Genomic DNA, 19662 nt, shown 5'->3' with positions numbered 1-19662 from the left:
GTACAAAACACAAACTACACACAATAAGGTTACTCATTGGTTACATAAACTTAACCTTGAAATTAATTCAATTGAAAGACCGCAGCGCTCTTTGCAGGCACATTTATTGAAACTGCCTGCCCTGCAATCACTGCTTTGCTTTGGGAAAACAAGGTTGTTACGGCATTAAACTTACCAATAGGCAATGTAATATTCTGCTGCTTTTGCGCATTATTAATCACCACCCATACTGTTTCGTCTTTATATTGTCGTTGAAACACAAATACATTAGCTGCGCTATCAGCCAGTATTGTTTTATAACTACCAATACTCAATGCTTGATGCGTCTTTCGCAAAGCGATTAATTGCTTATACAGATTTTTAAGCTGGTAATTTATAGACACTGAATCTGGTTTACGCTGACTACCATCCGGATCATGTATTTCTTGCTTATACTCTATATCGCTCCACAACATAGGCTTACGTGTATCGGGATCATTTGCTCCCCACATGCCAACCTCATCACCATAATAAATCATTGGTGCACCTACATATGTCATCTGCAATACGGCAAATAATTTTTGTAATTGAATATCCTTTGCTTTAGGTTTACTTACATCATAAGCTGGGTTTATCGCAACTTGAGATGCGCTAAAGTATTTTTGCCAATCTCGAAAATTAGCAACGCCTCGGTTAACAATGTGCGAACCTATTCGGTTTGAATCATGACTACCAAATAAATTTTGCACAACATACGCTACACCTTTTGGATAAAGGCTACGTAGTTCAGCGAGTTTGCTATCAAACTCAGCTGCTGTAATTGCCATATGCGGTGGATTAAATAAAAACTCCGCGGCAGTGAAAGCAAAGTTATAATTCATTTCACCATCAAACTCATCTCCTTGCATATAAGGCTTCACATTTTCTGGGGTATCTACTATTTCTGCAGTTAAATACGCCTCTGGATTAATAGCTTTAACTAAGCTGCGCCACTCTTTCCAAAAACCATGGCCGATGCAATAGGCAACATCTAAACGCCAACCATCAATTCCATACTCACTCCCCATGCCTTTGGGGTTCATCCAACGCTGTGTCGCAGCAAAGATATACTCTTTTGGACCTTTCGCTAAACCCTGTTGATCTTCTTTAAATTCAGGCAGTGACTTAACCCCAAACCAACCTTCGTAATCAAACTTCGTGCCGCGTTTTTGATCGTCAAAACTAATCACACTAAACCAATCTTTATAAGGAGATTGAGCTTGGTTTTTTGTTAAATTTTGAAATGCGAAACTATTGATGCCCATATGATTGAACACCCCATCAAATATAATTCGAATCCCTTTATGATGAGCTTTATGTATCAGTTCAATTGCTAATTCATCGGCTTTGGTCCACACCCATGTATTTGGATCAAGCGGGTTTTCCGTCATCATTAGCGCGCGGTCCCCTTGTGGATCTGGACCAAAATTTGGATCTATATGATGGTAACTAGCCGCATCGTATTTATGTAATGAGGGGGCATCAAAGACCGGATTTAAATAAATCGCATTTATGCCTAAGTCAGCGAGGTAATCGAGCTTATCAATGATCCCTTGCAAATCCCCCCCATAACGACGCCTTAGTAAATGCGTACTAATCGCCGTTTCGTTATTGGCTTGTTGGTTTGCTCGTTCATAGTCTTGTAACTCATACCAGTCGCTGCCCCATGGGTGAACACGCCATTGCACAGGCGGTTGGCGCGGATCTGCACCTTTTATATCATCGACCGTTGGGTCATTCGTTAAATCGCCATTTCGAAAGCGTTCGGGGAAAATCTGATACCAGACAGCTTTTTTCGCCCATTGTGGAACAAATTCAGCCGTGTCTGCGGAAGTACTAGAAAGTGCTGTAGCCGCATATACATTGACGGATGCGGCCAATAAACCTAATTGAAAAAACCGTTTCATTTTTAACCTTGCAAAATCACTCAATTAATAAACAGAATAAATAATGCAAGGTTACAAACAGGTAACTATTGAGCAATCAGAATGCTAAATTGCCAAGCAGCTAAGGTTAATGTTTGTTGCTTATTAATAGTAATAGCTTTTTGGTTTAGAGCATCAATATACTTACCTTGCGCATAGTCCGATTGTAATTCAACTGTTTGCTCATCATCAGATAAGTTGAACATCGCTAGCACTTTATTGTCTCCTTTTGCCCTTATAAAACTGAGGACATGGTCGTTTTTATCATTTTTTACCTGCACCATAGGTGCGCCCCACTTCCCATTAAACAATGCTGAATTTGTCTTTTTTATAGCAAATAATTGCTGGTATAAATCGCCCACTGAATGTGATTGCCATTGGATAGGGTCGCGTTCAAAAAACTTTAAGCGTTTTTGATTGCCGGCCTCTTGGCCGTTATAAATCATTGGGATCCCTTCCCCCACAACAGACAATGCAATCACCGCTTCAAGCGCATCACCAAACGCTTCAAACTGGGTTGCTTCCCAAGCATTAGCATCATGATTACTTACGTAGTTAAGCCGTATGGCTTGCTCAGGATAATAACCGGTATTCCAAGAATAGTATTCATGCAGCTTACCCAAACCTGTTTTTCCTTGCGCGATATCATGCACAGCCTTCCACCAACTCCATGCATAGGTTGCATCGAACGCTTGGTAATGAAAATCACGCCCTTCCCACTCTGCGAGCATAAATACAGGCTTTATCGCTTCGAGCTCTTGTCTTACATCTTGCCAAAATTGTAATGGCACCAATCCTGCAGCATCACAGCGGTAACCATCAATACCCGCTTCTTTGACCCAAAATTGCATGGCACTTGACATATATTTACGCAGTTCAGTATTAGAATAATCCAAATCAATAATATCCTCCCAATCAAACCATGGCGTTGAAGTTAAATTACCAGCGTGATCTTTCATATACCAATCGGGATGCTCGCGTAGCATTGGGTTATCCCAGGCTGTGTGATTAGCCACCCAATCCAGAATAACGTACATACCTTGTGCGTGGGCGGCATCAACAAATGCTTTTAAATCATTGAAACTACCAAGCTCAGGGCTGACGCCAAAATAATCTTGGATTGAGTAAGGACTCCCCAATAACCCTTTACGGTTTTGCTCACCAATTGGGTGTATGGGCATCAACCAAATAATATCAACACCGAGGGTTTTTAATCTGGGTAGTTGCTCTTTCGCCGCGTTTAATGATCCTTGTTCGGTAAATTGCCGGGTGTTAATTTGATAGATAGTGGCATCTTTTAACCAGTCAGGATTGTTTACAGTCGCCATTGACGAAACTTGATGTGGTTCTCTCTGTACTGTACTTGGTGACTGTTGACAAGCAACCAGCAGTAACATTGATGCTGTAATTAGTAATGTTTTCAGGTGCATAAAATACTCATTATTAGTTTTAGTTCACTGAATTATATGTATTAAAACCAATAAAATCGTATCCATTCGTATTCATTCAAAAAACAAACGCAGCACGTAACTTTGTAACGTAATAGTAACCTTTGAAGCCGTATAATAAGATGTGCAAAGAGTGAATTAGAATAATGCGAACGATAAGGATATTTCAGCTTTTTTAAAAACGCTACTGTGCTGCTGCAAACCCGATGGTGATATTACTCTGAGCTTTAAATAAACCCGCTAGAATAGACAAATATTTAAGTCGATTGCTATTAGTGCCAATCAAATTGTTTTGTTTCATAGCAATGCAATTTATCACTGATCATTAAACTACTCTCATCGATGATGACATCCCGTTCTAAATGATATAAAGTTATTAGTGTTAAGTTAATCTTAATTTATAATTAGCTTTAGTACTTATAAAACAAAGAAATAGATTAAATTTAAAGCCTCTTTTAAATGTTAAGTTTAGAGAGGCTTTTTTATTATTCAATAAAAAGTAAACTTAAAAAATCGTATAATAAGAATGTTGTAAAGTTATCTATTTTCTACTACCTTTAGTTTAAAGTTAGGAGAGATTATGAAAGTAGAAATTATTACACATGAATCAGGAGATTTACTCCCATTGCTGCTTGATAGTAACGACATGCCCATTTCTGCTCCTAATGAATTTATTATAAGTCGTCGGTCATTGAGCCCAAACACACTTGTTCGTAATCTTCGAGAGTTATCTGTCCTTTACCTTTGGCTTGAAAGTGAGAGTATTGATTTAGAGTTACGTATTACAAGTAAGAAATTTTTTAATGAAGCTGAGATTAAAGGTGGGTTGGTTGAGTATTTAAAGCGGGATCATGAAAAACGTAGAAAGGTAAAAAAAATAGTTGTTACACCAAATACCTTCAATCAAAGGTTAACAACAGTAAGGCAATTCCTGTCTTGGTGAGGGCGTTCAGAATTCTGTGTCAGCCTAAATTGCTAAATATCTAGCACACCATCTAATCTACCTTCAAAGTGGATGGCCAATTGCGACAATGTCAGATTCCAGTTATGGATTGGCATTGTCCATTTCTTTGAGGCATTTAATATGCCTGCATACAATAGTTTCATCAAGCTGTTTTCATTAGGGAATCCTCCCTTTGTCTTGGTGAGTCGCCTAAACTGACGATGTACAGCTTCAATCGCATTCGTGGTATAAATAGCTTTACGCACGTAATCTGGATACTTGAAATAAACCGACAGATTGCCCCATTTACGACGCCAAGACGCGATAACAATAGGGTATAACTTGCCCCATTTGGCATCTAATTCGTCAAGAGCGGCTTCTGCTGCATCCTTAGTGGCAGCCTTATAAACGGGTTTCAAGTCAGTCATAAACTCTTTTTGGTGCTTTGAAGCAACGTACTTCATCGAATTACGAATTTGATGAATGACGCACTCCTGCACTTCGGTGTCGGGGTAAATTGTTGCTATTGCTTCAGGGAAGCCTTTTAGTCCATCAACACAGGCAATTAAAATATCGGATACACCACGATTATGTAAATCAGTTAATACTGATAACCAATAGTTAGCCCCTTCACTTTCAGAGATATATAAACCAAGTAACTCTTTTCGGCCTTCAATATTGACACCTAGTACGGTATAAATAGCCTTACTCACGTAGCGGCCATTTTCTTTAATCTTATAATGAATGGCATCAAGCCAGATAAATGGGTAAAGCGTATCTAAACTGCGCGCTTGCCATGCTTTAAGCTCTGGTATCAGTTGGTCTGTTACGGCAGTGATGGTGGCCTTTGATACTTCAACGCCATACATATCCTGTATATGGCCTCGAATATCTCGGTAGCTCATACCTAAAGCAAACATAGATAGAATTTTCTCATCAATTTCAGGCGTTAACTTAGTTTGGTTCTTTTTAACTAGCTGAGGTTCAAACGAACCTGCGCGGTCTCTGGGCGTTTCAAGTTCGAATTGCCCTATGGATGACTTAACTGTTTTTTTGGTTGAACCATTTTTACGGTTAACTTGCGTCTCAGATTGTAGATGCTGCTCTAATTCGGCTTTAAGAGCCGCTTCGGTGAGTTGTTTGATTAAGGGTGTTAGAACACCGTCTTCGCCAGTAAGACCTTTACCAGCTTGAAGTTCAGCTAATGCTTTGTTGAAATCGAAAGATTGAGTCATGTGTCACTCCTGTTTTCTTAATAATACTGAAATGACACAGATTTCTAAACACTACCTGGGTAGCTGTCAGATCAAGTCTGAGCTAGTAAATTTTAAGTATTTAACCTTCTTCTTCAATAAGCGACTCTAGTAGGTCGTGTATTTCAGCTTTAAGCTCTTTGTCTTCAATTTTATTGGCGCTGACTTTAGCATTTTGAAGGCTTTTAATAGCTTCATCTTTTTGGCCAAGCTCAAGCTGTAATGTAGCCATTGAAAAAGAAACCGACGACATGTGATCTTTGTTATTAATCGCAATCGACTTTTCTAATGCTTTTTCGTAAGTAGTAATTGCCTCTTCTAACTCTTCGGTAAAATCAGCTAAAGTTTCCCATTGTACAGGGTGATCTTTTGAGGTGTTTTCGTTTTCAATACAAATAGCTTTTAATTGAGCAAATAACGGCTCAAACTTTTCACGGTTATTTTTGTTAGCCGCCACCATTAAATCTTCTGCTAGATCATGTACCGCTTTATATACTTTTGTATTCATCATCACTGGTTATCCTTTAATGCAGCTAAACTCATTTACTCACTCAATTTAGCTAAAATGTATCATTACAGTCATTATAAAACGTATTTAAACAACTGATTTATTTAATTTGGTGTATAGCGTAATAATACATTAATAATGAACATCGCGTAGGCGTTAAACACTCTGTGATTAAACTTTATCGCAATTGCTCTTGGTAAACTTACACGCTGAATAAACTTGCAACCCAATCCAACGTAAAAATGGTCGTAAACACTTTAAGTGCAATGACAACTAAAAATAATAGGATGATTGCCGCTTTAGCTTTGCTACTTTTAAGATTGTTCCAATACAATAACTTTGCATTAAATTCTGTTTTTAACTTAGTGACAGCTTCTTTCATAATTACATCCTACTTAGGGATCCCGCTCAGCAACATTTAATAACTACACAGCTGCCCAAGCAGGTTTCATAATATTTTTCGCCACCTTAGAGTAAAGCATTAAATAAAGCCTGTACTATATAAAATGTAACAAGGGGTTTTAACTTAAGTTATTGTATCTAACTTTTTTACACACCCAAAAAGCAAACAATGGGGCAATTCAGTAGAGCGTTAATAATAAATTTGGTGCAACACTAATACCTAACTTAAATGTGTTAACAGTCAACTAAATTAGCAAATTATGAAAGAGTGCAACCAGTGTGGTAAATGCTGTATTAAATATGGTGGCGGCGACTTAAGCGCAACGAAAGAAGAAATAGGTTATGGGAGCTCTTTAACCCCGAAATTTATGAGTACGTTAAAAACAACGAAATTTGGTTTGACCCAAAAACAGGCTTAAGACTTCAAGTGTGCCCATTTTTAGAAATTGCGCCTAAAAAGGAGCCTCTCGCTAAAAATATGTATACCTGCAGTATTTACCTTGACCGTCCAGAAGACTGCCGTCACTACCCTAGCCTTATTTCAGAGATGATCCGCGACGAATGCGAAATGATTGAATCTATAGATATAACAAACCAGACAAGAGCGCAGCATAAACTAGATTTGATAATGATAGATAGCCACTCTTAAATACCCAGATAAACCTGCAGCGCTATGAGTCTCGCATTTGAATAAATAGGTATTTCTATTAACATACCTATTATTATAATTTTTATAAAATTGGTTTAATCGTCATTTTTAGATCATTCATCGCAAAATACAAAGTTATACTATAACATTGTTGATTCACTGATTTTGCGGTGTTATATTATATCACAACATAATAACCGCGAACCAATATATCCATGACAAAGTTAACATTAATCTCCTCTGCTATTTTTTCTGTTTTATGTTCTCAATCAGCTTTGGCTGCCACTGTTACTGGCAAAGTAATGGATGATAAAAATCAACCAATTAAAAATGCCTCAATTCATGTGCATGGTAAAAACCAAAGCGTTAAAAGTAATGATTTAGGCGAATTTGCTATAGAAATCGATGCAAATAGCCAATTACATATTAGTAAAGACAACTACGTAGACTCTCGTATTGCTGTTAGCGAATCTTCAAACAACCTGTCTGTATCGCTTAAACCAACATCGGTTGAGACAGTGGTTGTTTATGCCTCTGCACTTCATAAAAATAGCCTCGAGATGATATCGCCAGTAAGCGTGCTCTCAGGTGATGAATTAAGAAATAAATCTAAACCAACTCTTGGTGAAACTCTAAAAGGTTTACCAGGCGTAAATGCAAGTTACTTTGGCCCTGTATCATCAAGCCCAATTATTCGTGGTTTAGATGGCCCTCGCGTTAAAATCACACAAAACGGATTAGATGCCAGCGATGCATCACGCATTGGCCCAGACCACGCGACATCAAGCGACAGCCTAGCAGCAGAACAAATTGAAGTATTACGTGGCCCAAGTACCCTACTTTATGGCTCTGGCGCAATTGGCGGTGTTGTAAACGTGGTTGATAACCGCATTCCTACAGACAATATCGACGAGCTTACGGGTGCTGCTGAATACAGCCACGATACAGTGTCAAACTCAAACACAGTAGCTGCAAAACTTGAAACAGGTAATGAAGGCTTTAACTTTCATTTTGATGGCACTAAGCGCAGTGGCGATGATTACCAAACACCTACCTTTACTATTGCCGACGATGATGGCGATGTAGAAACAGAGAATTCTGTAGAAAATACTTTTATTGATAGCGAAACACTCAACTTTGGTACCAGCTATGTTGGCGATCATTTAACGATTGGTTTTTCTTACGGTAGTATTGATACTGATTACGGTATTCCTGGGCATGAGCATCATCACGATCACAAAGGTGAAACTGAAGAAGAGCATGCAGAACATGAAGATGAAGCTGCTGAGGAGCCAGTTTACGCACATTTAGAGCAAAATCGCTGGCAAGGGCTTGTAAGTTACGCCCTTCATAATAACTGGATTGAAACCATCAACCTACGTGTTGGCTATACAGATTACTCGCACAGCGAAATTGAAGATGGCGAAATTGGTACTACTTTTAAAAATAAAACGACTGAAGCACGTTTAAATGTAGAGCATAAGTTTGCTGATTGGCACGGAATGATGGGCTATCACTACAGCGATTCTGACTACGATGCAATTGGTGAAGAAGCCTTTACACCCGCAAGTGTAACTACAACTAACGCATTATATTTACTAGAAGAGCGTGAATTTGGCGACGTTACAATTGAACTTGGCGCACGTGTTGAAGATTACAAAATTGAAAGCCAAATCACGGCACACGAGCATAGCCACGATGAAGTAGAAATAGATCACAGCGACGAAGAAACCATTGGGTATAATGAAAGTTTTACCAATTTAAGTGCCTCTGCTGGTGCCATTTGGCAATACAAGCCGGGTCATAGTATCGCTACAAGTATTTCTCATTCAGAACGAGCACCGCTTTCGGCAGAACTTTTATCTAACGGCTTACACATTGCAACTGGCACTTACGAGCTAGGCCTTGGTTACAATATTGAAGATAATGAAGCGCATTTTGAGCCAGAAAATATCAAGCAGGAAACTTCAACAAACTTAGATTTAAGCTTTAGACGCTTTAGCGGTGATTTTGGTTACACCGTTAACTTTTTCTATAACGATATCAAAAACTTTTATTTTCAAGAAAATACGGGTTTAGTTTACGATGAAGAAGATGGTTTAGAATCAGCTATTGGTGCACATGACGATGCTGTTGCGGTTTATCAGTTTACAAGTAAAGACGCAGAGCTTTATGGAATTGAGTTTGACGCGCATTACCAAGTAACACCAAGCGCTATGGTTAAAGTATTTGGTGACTCAACTCGTGCAAAACTAAAAGACGACGAAGGCAACTTACCGCGTATTCCTGCCAATAAATTAGGCTCTGAGTTACAGTACGATTTAGGTGACTTACAACTAACATTAACGGGTACTCATTACTTTGATCAAAACGATGTAACTGCATTTGAAACAAAAACGGACGGCTATACGTTATTTGATGCACAAGCTAATTACCAATTAGGTTTAGGCAGTGTAGATGCACAGCTTTATATAAACGTGGATAACATTACTGATGAGTTAGGCTTTGTGCATAGCTCATTTATTAAAGATAAAGCCCCACTACCTGGCAGAAACTTCCGCTTTGGTGTTCGTGGTTATTTTTAATAATTAAAAATAGTTTTTAGTTTATATATTTACAAACCGCATTTTATTAATGCGGTTTTTTTTATTTTTAGAATATATAATATCAACACGCAGTTATACTTAATCGATTTGAAGGATTAAACCTGATGCTAACTGCGTTAAGAATTTCTGATATACGACTGCATGGATGCTGGAGGTAGAGCAATGCAAGAGCAATTAGTGGTAACAACTAAACAACGAAATTTTTGCCTTGTTATCGACACAATTTTCTTAGCGAAAAATAGATCACTTAATTAAGCTAATTGGTATAAAACTCTTAAATTACAGACACATCGAGTAGGGTGAGGCTTTTGCCTCATCCCTCTCACAGAACCGTACGTACGGGCCTCGTATACGGCTCCTGTATTCTTCTATCCCTTCGGCTTATTTTCTAAACGCCGATTGAGCAAGCCATCCTGTACTTACGTTTTCCATTGAATATAAACCTTGCTCCTCAAACCATTGGTTTGGCATCGCTACATTCGATAATGGACTTAGAGAGTTTCGCCATGAGTTCATTTTGATGAACTTAAATGGCGGCTTTTTCCCTAATTGTTTTAGTCGCTTATGCAACCTCGCTGGGTTTTTCCACAACCTTAACTGAATTGCCCTTAATCGTCGTCTCACCCACCTTGCCAACAAATTTAGCACTCGTTTACAATTGGCTATACTGAAATAATTTACAAAGCCGCGCACCACTGGATTGAGTCTTTTTATTACTTCAATTAAGTTCATGCCACTATTTCGCTTTGTTAATCGTTTTACTCTTTGTTTAAAGCCTTTGAGTTTTGTGGCTTGGATACGCGTCCAATTACTGCCTATCTCCACTCCCAAAAATTTTACGCCTTCACTACTATGCGCTATGTGCGTTTTCTTTTGGTTGACTGTTAACTTTAAGCCTTTTTCGAGTATCTGAGTCGCTACTGTGAGTGCATTCTTGGCTGCTTTTTCTGTGCAGCATAAGATCAATATGTCGTCGGCGTACCTCACTATTCTGTGATTTCGCTTTTTCATTTCTTGATCAAATGCATCTAGGTAGATATTCGCCAACAATGGACTGATAACACCACCTTGTGGACTTCCTAGCTCACTCGCTTCCCAATTATTGCCTATCATTACTCCGCTTTTTAAAAACTGTTTGAGCAGTTTTAAGATGCTACCGTCTGTCACTTTGCGTTTGACGCTGCTTATGATCAAGTCGTGATCGAGTAGGTCAAAACACTTCGACAGATCCATATCAACCACCCACTCACGGTGATATTTACGAATAAATACCGTGGCTTTGCTGATGGCGTCATGACAACTTCGTTTCGGCCTGTACCCATAACTTGATGGGTGAAAGTCGATGTCGAAGAGCGGTTGGAGAATGTTCAATAGTGTTTGTTGTACTATGCGGTCGCGAACTGTTGGAATTCCCAGCAGTCTCACACCACCATCATCTTTCGGTATTTCTATCCGTTTGACTGGCTGTGCGCGATACTGCTTGCTTTGCAGTTCACCTTGCAGTTGTTTCAAGTTTTCTTCTAAATTCAAGGCGAACGCGGCTATGGACTGCCTATCTATTCCGGCCGCTCCTTTCGCTGCTTTCACTTTTTTGAATCCCTTGTACAGGTTATTAATATCTAATAATTGCCCATACAAGCTGTAGTAAACTGTCATCAATTGCCTTTGCTTACGGTATGTCTGTCGTTTCACATTGATGTATAGTGGTGTTCTTCATGAGGACATTAGGTGTGCTAGCCGAATGGCAATCTGCCTAAGTGGTCGCTCATTACTCCCATGCTCGGCCTTCAGTTCTCAGCGTCCACATTCCTGCTTAGCCGTCATCTCTTGCCTATTTCCGTCGAAATACATGTGAGCCTATACGTCGATACTCCTGATTTTCATACACTTAAAGAATACTTCCCCCCTTCGCAATCAATTAAAACTTTTGATTAAAATTGACCCTATCAAACATTCTGTTGATAGTCGGCTTGGTTTTCCCCTCCACACCATTACTGGCTTTCATCGGCCTAGCCTTACTCACTACTACGGGTTCATCTGCCACCTCACACCGACACTAAATCTTGGCTTTCACCTTGTATTTAGGCCACTTACTCTCATTAAGTTTAGATGCCAGGCTTCCCCAGTTACTGCACTGGCTCCCTGTTAGAAATCCCACCCTCAAGCACAGTATTGGTCTGACTAAGTATAGGGCGTTGCGCTATTTTGCACGCTGACCCACCAATACTGCCGAAACAGGTTACGGTTAGTTGTGTACCTCTAACTTCTTATGGCTTCCTTCAGACCCCACCGTTGGCCAGTGACGCCCTTGCCATTCAGATTATCTTCCCCTTAGTCAGGGTGATAAGGCATCTTTCAGCCTATCGGGTTTGCCAGCTTCGCTGGGCAAACAAAAAAGCCGTATTCAGATTGAATACGGCTTTTTAAACTCTTAATTTTAAAATTTATTTAAATTAAGAAATGATTTCGTGTAGTTCAACGTCAAATACAAGCGTTGAGAAAGGTGCGATTGCAGCACCTGCGCCACGTTCTCCATAAGCAAGCTCATGAGGAACGTAGATACGCCATTTAGTACCTACAGGCATCATTTGTAATGCTTCAGTCCAGCCTTTGATCACGCCACCAACTGGAAATTCAGCTGGTTGACCGCGCTCGTATGAGCTATCAAACACAGTACCGTTAATTAGTGTACCGTGGTAATCAACACGTACTGTAGACTCAGCTGTTGGCTTTTCGCCTTCGCCAGTCGCTAGTACTTCGTATTGAAGACCAGACTCAGTTACTGTGATTTCAGGACGTTTTGCGTTTTCTTCTAAGAATGCAATACCTTCTGCAGAAAGTACTTTAGATTCTTCTTCACGACGAGCTTGGATCTCTTCGTTAATCTTTTCGAATGCAGCTTGAATCTCAGGGATCTCAACTTGAAATGCGCTACCAGCGTACGCATCTTTCATGCCTTCAAATACTGAATTTAGGTTTAAGCCTTCAAAAGGATTAGACTTAAGTTGCTCACCCATTTGTAAGCCAATACCGTAACTTGCTTTTTCAGCATCTGTAGTAAAATTATCTGACATAATGTGTTTTTCACGTTTTGTTAGTTAAAAGACACGACTATGCTATCACAAAATAAACCCCGTTTGGGGCTAGTTTTTGCTGAGTTTTAGCTTAATTAGGCCAACAATATAACTACAAAGCGGTAAAGTGAATAAAATTCCAACAAGTAAAGGAATAGCTAATAATCCAGATTCACCAGACAATAAAAATGGCACTGCAACTAAGCCTACTAAACCAATAAAAGCAGAGCCAATTACTGGCCAATGTTTATCATATTTAGTAATAAGATGGGCAGCCAAAATATTAAAACCAAGACCATAAGCAAAAGCGGTAATTAATGGATATTCTGGTTGTGCGTCGACCGCCATTTTTGCCAACAAGCTAATAGCACTTTGATAGCAGTAACCAAATACCACCCATAATAAAAGATGTTTTATTAATTGCTGTGAGGTTGATAGGTTCGTTGCTTTAGTCATTAATTAAACTCCACAAAGCAAAAAACCGCCTATAAGGCGGTTTTTTTAAATAATGGTGGAGAGATAGGGATTTGAACCCTAGATGGGCTATAAACCCATGCCGGTTTTCAAGACCGGTGCATTCGACCACTCTGCCATCTCTCCGTACGGCGCGAATAATATGGTTAAACGTGTTACTTGTAAAGAGCTAAATATAAATTAATCGTAAATAATAATTAAACGATTAAAAACAAGTCACATTGCTCTTTTGTTGCGCTATTTACTGCAGCACGCTTATTAATTCAATACTCAGTAATATTGTTTGGGCCTGCGAGCAATCCAAGAACAAATCAAACAAGCCAATAAACTCAGTGCCGTGAATGTTACACTTTGAAAAATTAAGTCAAACCGATTTAAATCATCACTTGGCACTATTACAAACATAAAAGCGGGGAGTACACTTAGCGCTAAAACATAACAACACACTTTAAATGCCCGTCCAAAGTCAAAACGTTTAGACTGTTGCATCCACAAAGTTAACAGTATTAGCATACCTATTGCAGAGCCTGCTATAAAATGCGCTGCATTTGTACTCATTGCAACATACAAGGTTACAAAAGCACCAACAATTCCCCAAATTGACCACGCAAGCCAGTTTTCTTTTTCCTGTAAAAATAAATTTCCCATTGTTTTCGTCTTCTTTATCGTTATTTTTATTAAGACTTTCCATAATGTATCAAAAAACAACCGATTAAAAAACAAACTGAAGAAGAATTATTAACTTTTGTGCTTCCAAGCGCTTCTCACAGCCAAACCACTAACTCTTTTATATTACTCTTAGTAACCTTAATGAATATGACTATGCAAATTGCATAAAGTTCATACTATTTCACAAATTACTAAAATAATATTCTGGTTTATGGCGAGGCGACTTTTTACAATCGACTTCGGGTGTACCTATATATAAATACCCTACTATTTCATCTTGCTCATGTAAGTTAAGCGCTTTTTTAACCGCGCTACTTTGTGCAAAGTAGCCTGTGCGCCAAACACCGCCTAACCCTTGGGCAAATGCAGCTTGTTGCATCGCTAATACACTACAGCCTGCGCTTTGTACTTGTTCTATTCGAGGAACTTTTGGGTGTTCTTGATATTTAGCAATTGCTATTACAATCATAGGCGCACGAAGGGGAAGCTCTTTAGCACGGTTAATTACTTTTTCTGTCTGTTGCTCTGCCACTGCACTTTGATGGTAAATGTCACCCAGTTTATTGCGTGCATCACCTTGAGCTATGATGAACTGCCACGGTGCTATACAGCCATGATCAGGAACACGTAATGCTGCTTGCTTAATTATGTCGAGCTGCTCAGGCGTAGGGCCCGGCTCTGTTAGTTTAGAGTCTGATTGGCGGGTAAGTAAAAGCTCAATAGCGTTCATAACGATTCCTCAAAATTCAAAACGATAGAGTAACATTTAAAACCTTAAATAATAAATACCGAGAAATTAAAATGCAAAACGACCGCAAAGGGTCAACTATGCAGCCGTTAATAAAATACATTTAATGCGCTATTTTTTTATAACGTTTCGCTTTAACCAGTAATCAAAACTAACAAAACGCCCACCGCCCATAAAAAATAAACTTAGGAGCATAGCAAAATAAATTGCCGAAAATTCTATGCCATTATTTAAAATAGATGGTTTACCTTTTTCGTATAGGTAATCAGGAAAGCCGTGCTCTTCAACTAAGCCTCGAATTTTCCCTATCCTGTCCTGTACTTCTAATGAGTTTTCGAGGCTTTCTTTTGCACCTGGGATAGATAGCCAATCAAGTACTTGCGCAGCACTTGTTTCTGGATTAGTCGGCGCTATTGCAAACCACCCGTTATGCCAATGTACTGAAGTAGCCGCTACAACCATTGTGAACATAAGCGGGATACTGACTAAGCGAGTTAAAAGGCCTAATAATAACAACCAACCACCTAAAAATTCACTCCATCCAGCTAAGAAAGCTAGTAAGTCAGGAAACGGTAAGCCTAAACCCCATTCACTATTACCAAACCATTGAACGACATCAGGAGATGCTAAAAAGTTATTTAGAAAGCCTTCTGTTTCAGTGCTTATAGCAAGTTTGTTATAACCTGCGATGATCATAACGGGAGCTAAAATTAAGCGAAATAGTAAAGCAGGTAAACCATCTAAAAACGATAGTTTACCCAATATTGTGTTATAAAAACTGATTAGTTTATTCATGCGTATCCTGTGTGTTCAATGTTTATTAAGTTATAGACTATAAACAACAAAGACCGTATAAATTGATAAACTATTTCAATTTATTTACAAAGGTTAAATACTTCTCGCCACTTGTAGGGCTTCAAAAATAGCGCGTTTAGCATCAATTGCAGCAGCCAGTTTAGCTCCGCCTATCACATGCACTTTTGCGTTATCTGTGTAACCTTCTAGCACTTCGCTATTAGAAACCTGACCAATACAGGCAATAACAGTATCTACCGGCAGCACTTGTACTTCTCCAGCAACATTAATTGTTAACCCATTTTTATCAAAACTTTGATATTGGCAATCAGCAATTTGTTTAACGCCATGCTGTTTAGCAACTTGGCGATGTATCCAACCAGTGGTTTTACCAAGCTCACTACCAAAACGACCCGAACTGCGTTTTAACATATACAATTGGCGCTCGTCTTTATGAGGCTGTGCATCACACTCAATCCCCCATTGCGTTTTAAACTCGCTAATAGATTGTGATTTATGTTCGCTTAAAAACGCAACCATATCAAAACCAATACCGCCAGCACCTAAAATAGCGATTGATTTGCCCAATTCTACTTCGCCGCGTATGACTTCGTCATAGGCAAACACACGCTTATCATCACTACATTTAATAGAGGCTTCACGCGGCCTAACGCCTGTTGCAAAAACAATATCATCATAATCTTTAAGCATTGAATCGTCGTAAGCTTTACTAAGCTCCACAGTTACTTTTAATCGCTCGAGCTCATTAGTGAAGTAAGTAAGTGTATGGTTAAAGTCTTCTTTACCCGGTATCTGCATGGCTAAATTAAATTGACCGCCCATTTGCGATTTTTGATCAATTAACGTGACGTTATGCCCTTTTTGAGCCAAGTAACAACTTGCTGATAAACCAGCAGGACCTGCACCGACAACTAATACATTTTTAGCTTTGGTTGCTTGCTCTAGCGGGTAATCTAGCTCAAATGCAGCTTGTGGATTAACTAAACAAGTAGCACGTTTATTTTTAAATACGTGATCTAGACAACCTTGGTTACAGCCAATACAAATATTAATTTGTTTAGATTGATTGTTTACATACTTATTAAAAAACTCAGGATCAGCCAATAACGGACGTGCCATCGAAATTAAATCAGCCTCGCCTGCATTTAAAATATCGTTAGCAATTTCTGGAGTATTAATTCGGTTAACAGCAATAACTGGCACGCTCACCACGTCTTTTAAACGTTTTGATGCTTCTTTAAATGCACCCGGTGGCACCATACTCGCAATAGTCGGTACACGCGCTTCGTGCCAACCAATGCCAGTGTTAAATATATCAACACCCGCTTTTTCAAGTTCGGTAGCCTGAATAACAACTTCCTCTGGTGTTGAACCGTTTGGAATCAAATCAATGACCGACAATCTAAAAATAATTAAGAATTTTTCAGATACTTTTGCTCTTACAGCTTTAACTATTTCAAGTGCAAGTCGCATTCTATTTTCTAAGCTGCCACCAAACTCATCATCGCGTTTATTGGTGTGCGGCGCCATAAACTCATTGATCAAATACCCTTCAGAACCCATGACTTCTACGCCATCGTAGCCGGCTTTTTCAGCCATATAGGCAGAATACGCAAAGTCTTTAATTGTTTTTTTAATCGAGCCAAGCGACATCGCTTTAGGTTTATAAGGATTAATAGGTGCTTTTATTGCACTTGGTGCTTGATTGAAAGGATGGTATGCGTAACGTCCAGCATGTAATAATTGCAAACAAATTTTTCCACCGTGTTTATGCACAGCATCTGTGTAAGCGCGATGCTTAAACACATCGTAATAACTATTAAATGAGGAAGAAATAGGTGTTAGCTTGCCACGTAAATTAGGGCTGTATCCGCCTGTAATTAACATTGCGGTGCCACCTTTTGCACGTGCTTCATAAAATGCGCGTAAGCGCTTGCGGTTATGCCAGCCCTCTTCAAGACCTGTATGCATTGAGCCCATAACCAAGCGGTTACGTAATTGTGTGTGTTTTAGTTGTAATTGTTGTTCTAACATCTTGTGCCCCGTTAACTGGTCTAACCTGTATACATTAGCTAATTCTGCTTTAATGGCAAGTAATAAGCAATATGTGCATGCATTTAATTAAAAATAGCAGTAAAAACTTACGTTTATATAGGTTCATAAACACTTCGTTACGATTTAGCAGTTAAATTTATTTTTATTCTAGGCTAAGATGGAACTAATGTATTAACTGTACCAAATTAAGGAGCTATTTTGATAGCAAAGGTATTTAAAGGTATTTGGGCTGGAATTAATTTTTCTCGTCGCTTAATACTAAACATTTTGTTTTTATTACTGGTAATTGTTTTCTTTGTGTCACTCTCAAGTGACGATGATCAAATAATAGTTGAAAATGGCTCTGTACTCAGGCTTAACTTAAATGGCCCTATTGTTGAAGAGAAAACATATATAGACCCAGTTGAAGCCGCAATTAGTGATGCAACTTCTGGTTCTGAAGCGCCAAGCGAAATATTACTCGACGATATTGTTGAAGTAATAAATGAAGCGACTAAAGACGATCGTATCACGGTGATATTGCTTGATTTACAAGAGATGCCTAAAGCACATTTAAATAAACTTAAGCAAATTACAAAGGCTATTGATGCCTTCAAGCAAGCTGGCAAAAAAGTAATTGCATCGGGTTATTACTATACTCAAGCACAATACTATATTGCATCGCATGCTGACGAAATAGCTATGCACCCATACGGCAGCGTAGGTATTGAAGGTTATGGCATGTACCCGCTTTACTTTAAAGATGCACTTGAAAAGCTTGAAGTAACGCAGCATATTTTCCGTGTTGGTACATTTAAGTCTGCAGTAGAACCTTTTATTCGTAACGACATGTCCGATGCAGCTAAAGAAGCTAACCGCGTTTGGTTAGGCGCTCTTTGGAGCGAATACAAACAAGATGTTGCCGCTGTTCGCCCGTTTGATGAGTCAAATTTTGACGAAACAATGGACGTATATCTAGAAAAAATGAAAGCTGCCGATGGCGATGCAGGTAAATATGCACTTGATCACCAGTGGGTTGACTCTTTAAAAACAAATCAGCAAGTTCGCAAACAATTAATTGATTTAGTGGGCACACGAGAAGATGGTAAGACATTTAAGCAAGTTTCATTTCGTGAATACTTAAGCTTAATTAAACCGCCTATTGAAATTGATAACCCTATTACCGAAAAAGTAGCGGTAGTTGTTGCTAAAGGTACGATTGTTGATGGTGAGCGTAAAGCGGGCGAAATTGGGGGTGACTCTACAGCTGCCCTACTTCGTAAAGCACGCCTTGATGATAAAGTTAAAGCGGTTGTACTACGTATCGACTCTGGTGGCGGTAGTATGTTTGCCTCTGAAGTTATTCGTGCTGAAGTATTAGCCCTTAAGGCTGCTGGTAAACCTGTTATTGCTTCAATGAGTTCTGTGGCTGCATCAGGTGGTTATTGGATTGCCTCTGCTGCAAACGAAATTTGGGCAGCACCAAGTACAATTACAGGCTCAATTGGTGTATTTGGTACGTTTATGACATTTGAGAAAACCTTATCAAAAATTGGTGTTTATTCAGATGGCGTTGCAACAACCGAAATGGCTGGCTTTTCTATCACTCGTCCACTAAATGAAAAGATGGGTCAAGTAATTCAAATGAACGTTGAGGAAGCATACGGTCGCTTTTTAAATGTTGTTGCTGATGCGCGTAATATGACGCCTGAGCAGGTTGACAAAATTGCCCAAGGCCGTGTATGGATTGCATCTCAAGCACTTGAACTAGGTTTGGTTGATAAGCTAGGCGACAAACAAGATGCGATTGAAGCCGCTGCTGCACTTGCCAAGCTTAATCATTATGAAGTTAAAACTATTAAACAAGATTTAAGCTCGCAAGAAAAAATGATTCAAAACATTTTTGGTAATGCGTCTATTAAATCTATGCTTGGTTTGCAAACACAAAAAACATCTGTGTTAGCAACACAAGCTAATTTACAAAGTGTTATTAACCAATTAAGTACTGAAGTTGAAAACCTTAAAGATTACAACGATCCACAAGGTGTATACGCACGCTGTTTAGTGTGTAACGTTGCACAATAAAAGTGCATAG

Annotated in this window: 15 protein-coding genes, 1 tRNA gene and 1 pseudogene; 4 read left to right on the top strand and 13 right to left on the bottom strand. The window is 39.0% G+C overall.

All coding sequences use genetic code 11. The features are described 5' to 3' along the window. Positions 1–62: 62 nt before the first annotated feature. Both RB214_RS07935 and RB214_RS07930 read right to left on the bottom strand, forming a co-directional pair. Positions 63–1925 carry a glycoside hydrolase family 13 protein gene (locus tag RB214_RS07935; protein ID WP_309168781.1) on the bottom strand — a complete coding sequence of 621 codons (1863 nt, stop codon included), beginning with the start codon at positions 1923–1925 and terminating at the stop codon, positions 63–65. A gap of 65 nt (positions 1926–1990) precedes the next feature. Beyond that, positions 1991–3271 carry an alpha-amylase family glycosyl hydrolase gene (locus RB214_RS07930; RefSeq protein WP_375144343.1) on the bottom strand — a complete coding sequence of 427 codons (1281 nt, stop codon included), beginning with the start codon at positions 3269–3271 and terminating at the stop codon, positions 1991–1993. 700 nt (positions 3272–3971) lie between these two features. Here RB214_RS07930 and RB214_RS07925 point away from each other — a divergent pair. Next, entirely contained in the window at positions 3972–4334 is a 363-nt protein-coding gene (locus tag RB214_RS07925) for a hypothetical protein (RefSeq protein ID WP_309168776.1), read from the top strand. A 32-nt stretch (positions 4335–4366) separates the two neighbouring features. Here the strand turns inward: RB214_RS07925 and RB214_RS07920 are convergent, their stop codons facing one another. From RB214_RS07920 to RB214_RS07910, 3 genes are all read right to left on the bottom strand, one after another. Further along, entirely contained in the window at positions 4367–5569 is a 1203-nt protein-coding gene (locus RB214_RS07920; protein ID WP_309168774.1) for an IS256 family transposase, read from the bottom strand. A gap of 100 nt (positions 5570–5669) precedes the next feature. After that, on the bottom strand, positions 5670–6098 hold the full coding sequence (locus RB214_RS07915; protein WP_309168773.1) for a tetratricopeptide repeat protein: 429 nt from the start codon (positions 6096–6098) through the stop codon (positions 5670–5672). A 199-nt stretch (positions 6099–6297) separates the two neighbouring features. Continuing rightward, positions 6298–6477, bottom strand: coding sequence for a hypothetical protein (locus RB214_RS07910; RefSeq protein WP_024592379.1), 180 nt, complete (start codon positions 6475–6477; stop codon positions 6298–6300). Between the two features lie 280 nt (positions 6478–6757). On the opposite strand from RB214_RS07910, the pseudogene RB214_RS07905 reads away from it, so the two are divergent. Both RB214_RS07905 and RB214_RS07900 read left to right on the top strand, forming a co-directional pair. Next, positions 6758–7146 (top strand): annotated as a pseudogene (locus RB214_RS07905) (YkgJ family cysteine cluster protein). A 215-nt stretch (positions 7147–7361) separates the two neighbouring features. After that, positions 7362–9731: a TonB-dependent receptor gene (locus RB214_RS07900; protein ID WP_309168770.1), complete on the top strand. Its 2370-nt coding sequence runs from the start codon at positions 7362–7364 to the stop codon at positions 9729–9731. Positions 9732–10133: 402 nt separating this feature from the next. Here the strand turns inward: RB214_RS07900 and ltrA are convergent, their stop codons facing one another. The 8 genes from ltrA to RB214_RS07860 all read right to left on the bottom strand — a co-directional run bounded on the left by ltrA (position 10134) and on the right by RB214_RS07860 (position 17567). Continuing rightward, entirely contained in the window at positions 10134–11408 is a 1275-nt protein-coding gene (gene ltrA, locus RB214_RS07895; RefSeq protein WP_294118655.1) for a group II intron reverse transcriptase/maturase, read from the bottom strand. Between the two features lie 797 nt (positions 11409–12205). Next, positions 12206–12826 carry an FKBP-type peptidyl-prolyl cis-trans isomerase gene (locus RB214_RS07890; RefSeq protein WP_002962890.1) on the bottom strand — a complete coding sequence of 207 codons (621 nt, stop codon included), beginning with the start codon at positions 12824–12826 and terminating at the stop codon, positions 12206–12208. 69 nt (positions 12827–12895) lie between these two features. Then, complete coding sequence (locus RB214_RS07885; RefSeq protein ID WP_002962891.1) at positions 12896–13282, bottom strand: hypothetical protein; 387 nt, start codon at positions 13280–13282, stop codon at positions 12896–12898. 53 nt (positions 13283–13335) lie between these two features. Beyond that, positions 13336–13426 (bottom strand) — tRNA-Ser (locus tag RB214_RS07880). 144 nt (positions 13427–13570) lie between these two features. Further along, positions 13571–13948 carry a hypothetical protein gene (locus RB214_RS07875; RefSeq protein ID WP_002962892.1) on the bottom strand — a complete coding sequence of 126 codons (378 nt, stop codon included), beginning with the start codon at positions 13946–13948 and terminating at the stop codon, positions 13571–13573. Positions 13949–14150: 202 nt separating this feature from the next. After that, on the bottom strand, positions 14151–14699 hold the full coding sequence (locus RB214_RS07870) for an NAD(P)H nitroreductase (RefSeq protein ID WP_002962894.1): 549 nt from the start codon (positions 14697–14699) through the stop codon (positions 14151–14153). A gap of 129 nt (positions 14700–14828) precedes the next feature. Next, on the bottom strand, positions 14829–15512 hold the full coding sequence (locus RB214_RS07865) for a DoxX family protein (RefSeq protein WP_002962895.1): 684 nt from the start codon (positions 15510–15512) through the stop codon (positions 14829–14831). A gap of 93 nt (positions 15513–15605) precedes the next feature. Further along, a complete protein-coding gene (locus tag RB214_RS07860; RefSeq protein WP_002962897.1) occupies positions 15606–17567 on the bottom strand; it encodes an FAD-dependent oxidoreductase in 1962 nt (653 codons plus the stop codon). A gap of 219 nt (positions 17568–17786) precedes the next feature. Here RB214_RS07860 and sppA point away from each other — a divergent pair, with 219 nt between their 5' ends. Then, positions 17787–19652 (top strand): signal peptide peptidase SppA, encoded by a 1866-nt coding sequence (gene sppA, locus RB214_RS07855; RefSeq protein ID WP_309168765.1) that lies wholly within the window; start codon positions 17787–17789, stop codon positions 19650–19652. The last annotated feature ends 10 nt before the right edge of the window (positions 19653–19662 follow it).

It is taken from the genome of Pseudoalteromonas sp. HL-AS1 (genome assembly GCF_031198785.1).
Lineage (GTDB): Bacteria > Pseudomonadota > Gammaproteobacteria > Enterobacterales > Alteromonadaceae > Pseudoalteromonas > Pseudoalteromonas distincta.
This window is presented reverse-complemented; position numbering and strand designations above follow the sequence as displayed.

Coding starts and splice junctions, on each gene's coding strand:
- RB214_RS07915 (WP_309168773.1), bottom strand. CDS start 6,098: ATGATGAATACAAAAGTATATAAAGCGGTACATGATCTAGCAGAAGAT.
- RB214_RS07935 (WP_309168781.1), bottom strand. CDS start 1,925: ATGAAACGGTTTTTTCAATTAGGTTTATTGGCCGCATCCGTCAATGTA.
- RB214_RS07900 (WP_309168770.1), top strand. CDS start 7,362: ATGACAAAGTTAACATTAATCTCCTCTGCTATTTTTTCTGTTTTATGT.
- ltrA (WP_294118655.1), bottom strand. CDS start 11,408: ATGACAGTTTACTACAGCTTGTATGGGCAATTATTAGATATTAATAAC.
- RB214_RS07925 (WP_309168776.1), top strand. CDS start 3,972: ATGAAAGTAGAAATTATTACACATGAATCAGGAGATTTACTCCCATTG.
- RB214_RS07910 (WP_024592379.1), bottom strand. CDS start 6,477: ATGAAAGAAGCTGTCACTAAGTTAAAAACAGAATTTAATGCAAAGTTA.
- RB214_RS07865 (WP_002962895.1), bottom strand. CDS start 15,512: ATGAATAAACTAATCAGTTTTTATAACACAATATTGGGTAAACTATCG.
- RB214_RS07860 (WP_002962897.1), bottom strand. CDS start 17,567: ATGTTAGAACAACAATTACAACTAAAACACACACAATTACGTAACCGC.
- RB214_RS07920 (WP_309168774.1), bottom strand. CDS start 5,569: ATGACTCAATCTTTCGATTTCAACAAAGCATTAGCTGAACTTCAAGCT.
- RB214_RS07885 (WP_002962891.1), bottom strand. CDS start 13,282: ATGACTAAAGCAACGAACCTATCAACCTCACAGCAATTAATAAAACAT.
- RB214_RS07890 (WP_002962890.1), bottom strand. CDS start 12,826: ATGTCAGATAATTTTACTACAGATGCTGAAAAAGCAAGTTACGGTATT.
- RB214_RS07875 (WP_002962892.1), bottom strand. CDS start 13,948: ATGGGAAATTTATTTTTACAGGAAAAAGAAAACTGGCTTGCGTGGTCA.
- RB214_RS07870 (WP_002962894.1), bottom strand. CDS start 14,699: ATGAACGCTATTGAGCTTTTACTTACCCGCCAATCAGACTCTAAACTA.
- RB214_RS07930 (WP_375144343.1), bottom strand. CDS start 3,271: ATGGCGACTGTAAACAATCCTGACTGGTTAAAAGATGCCACTATCTAT.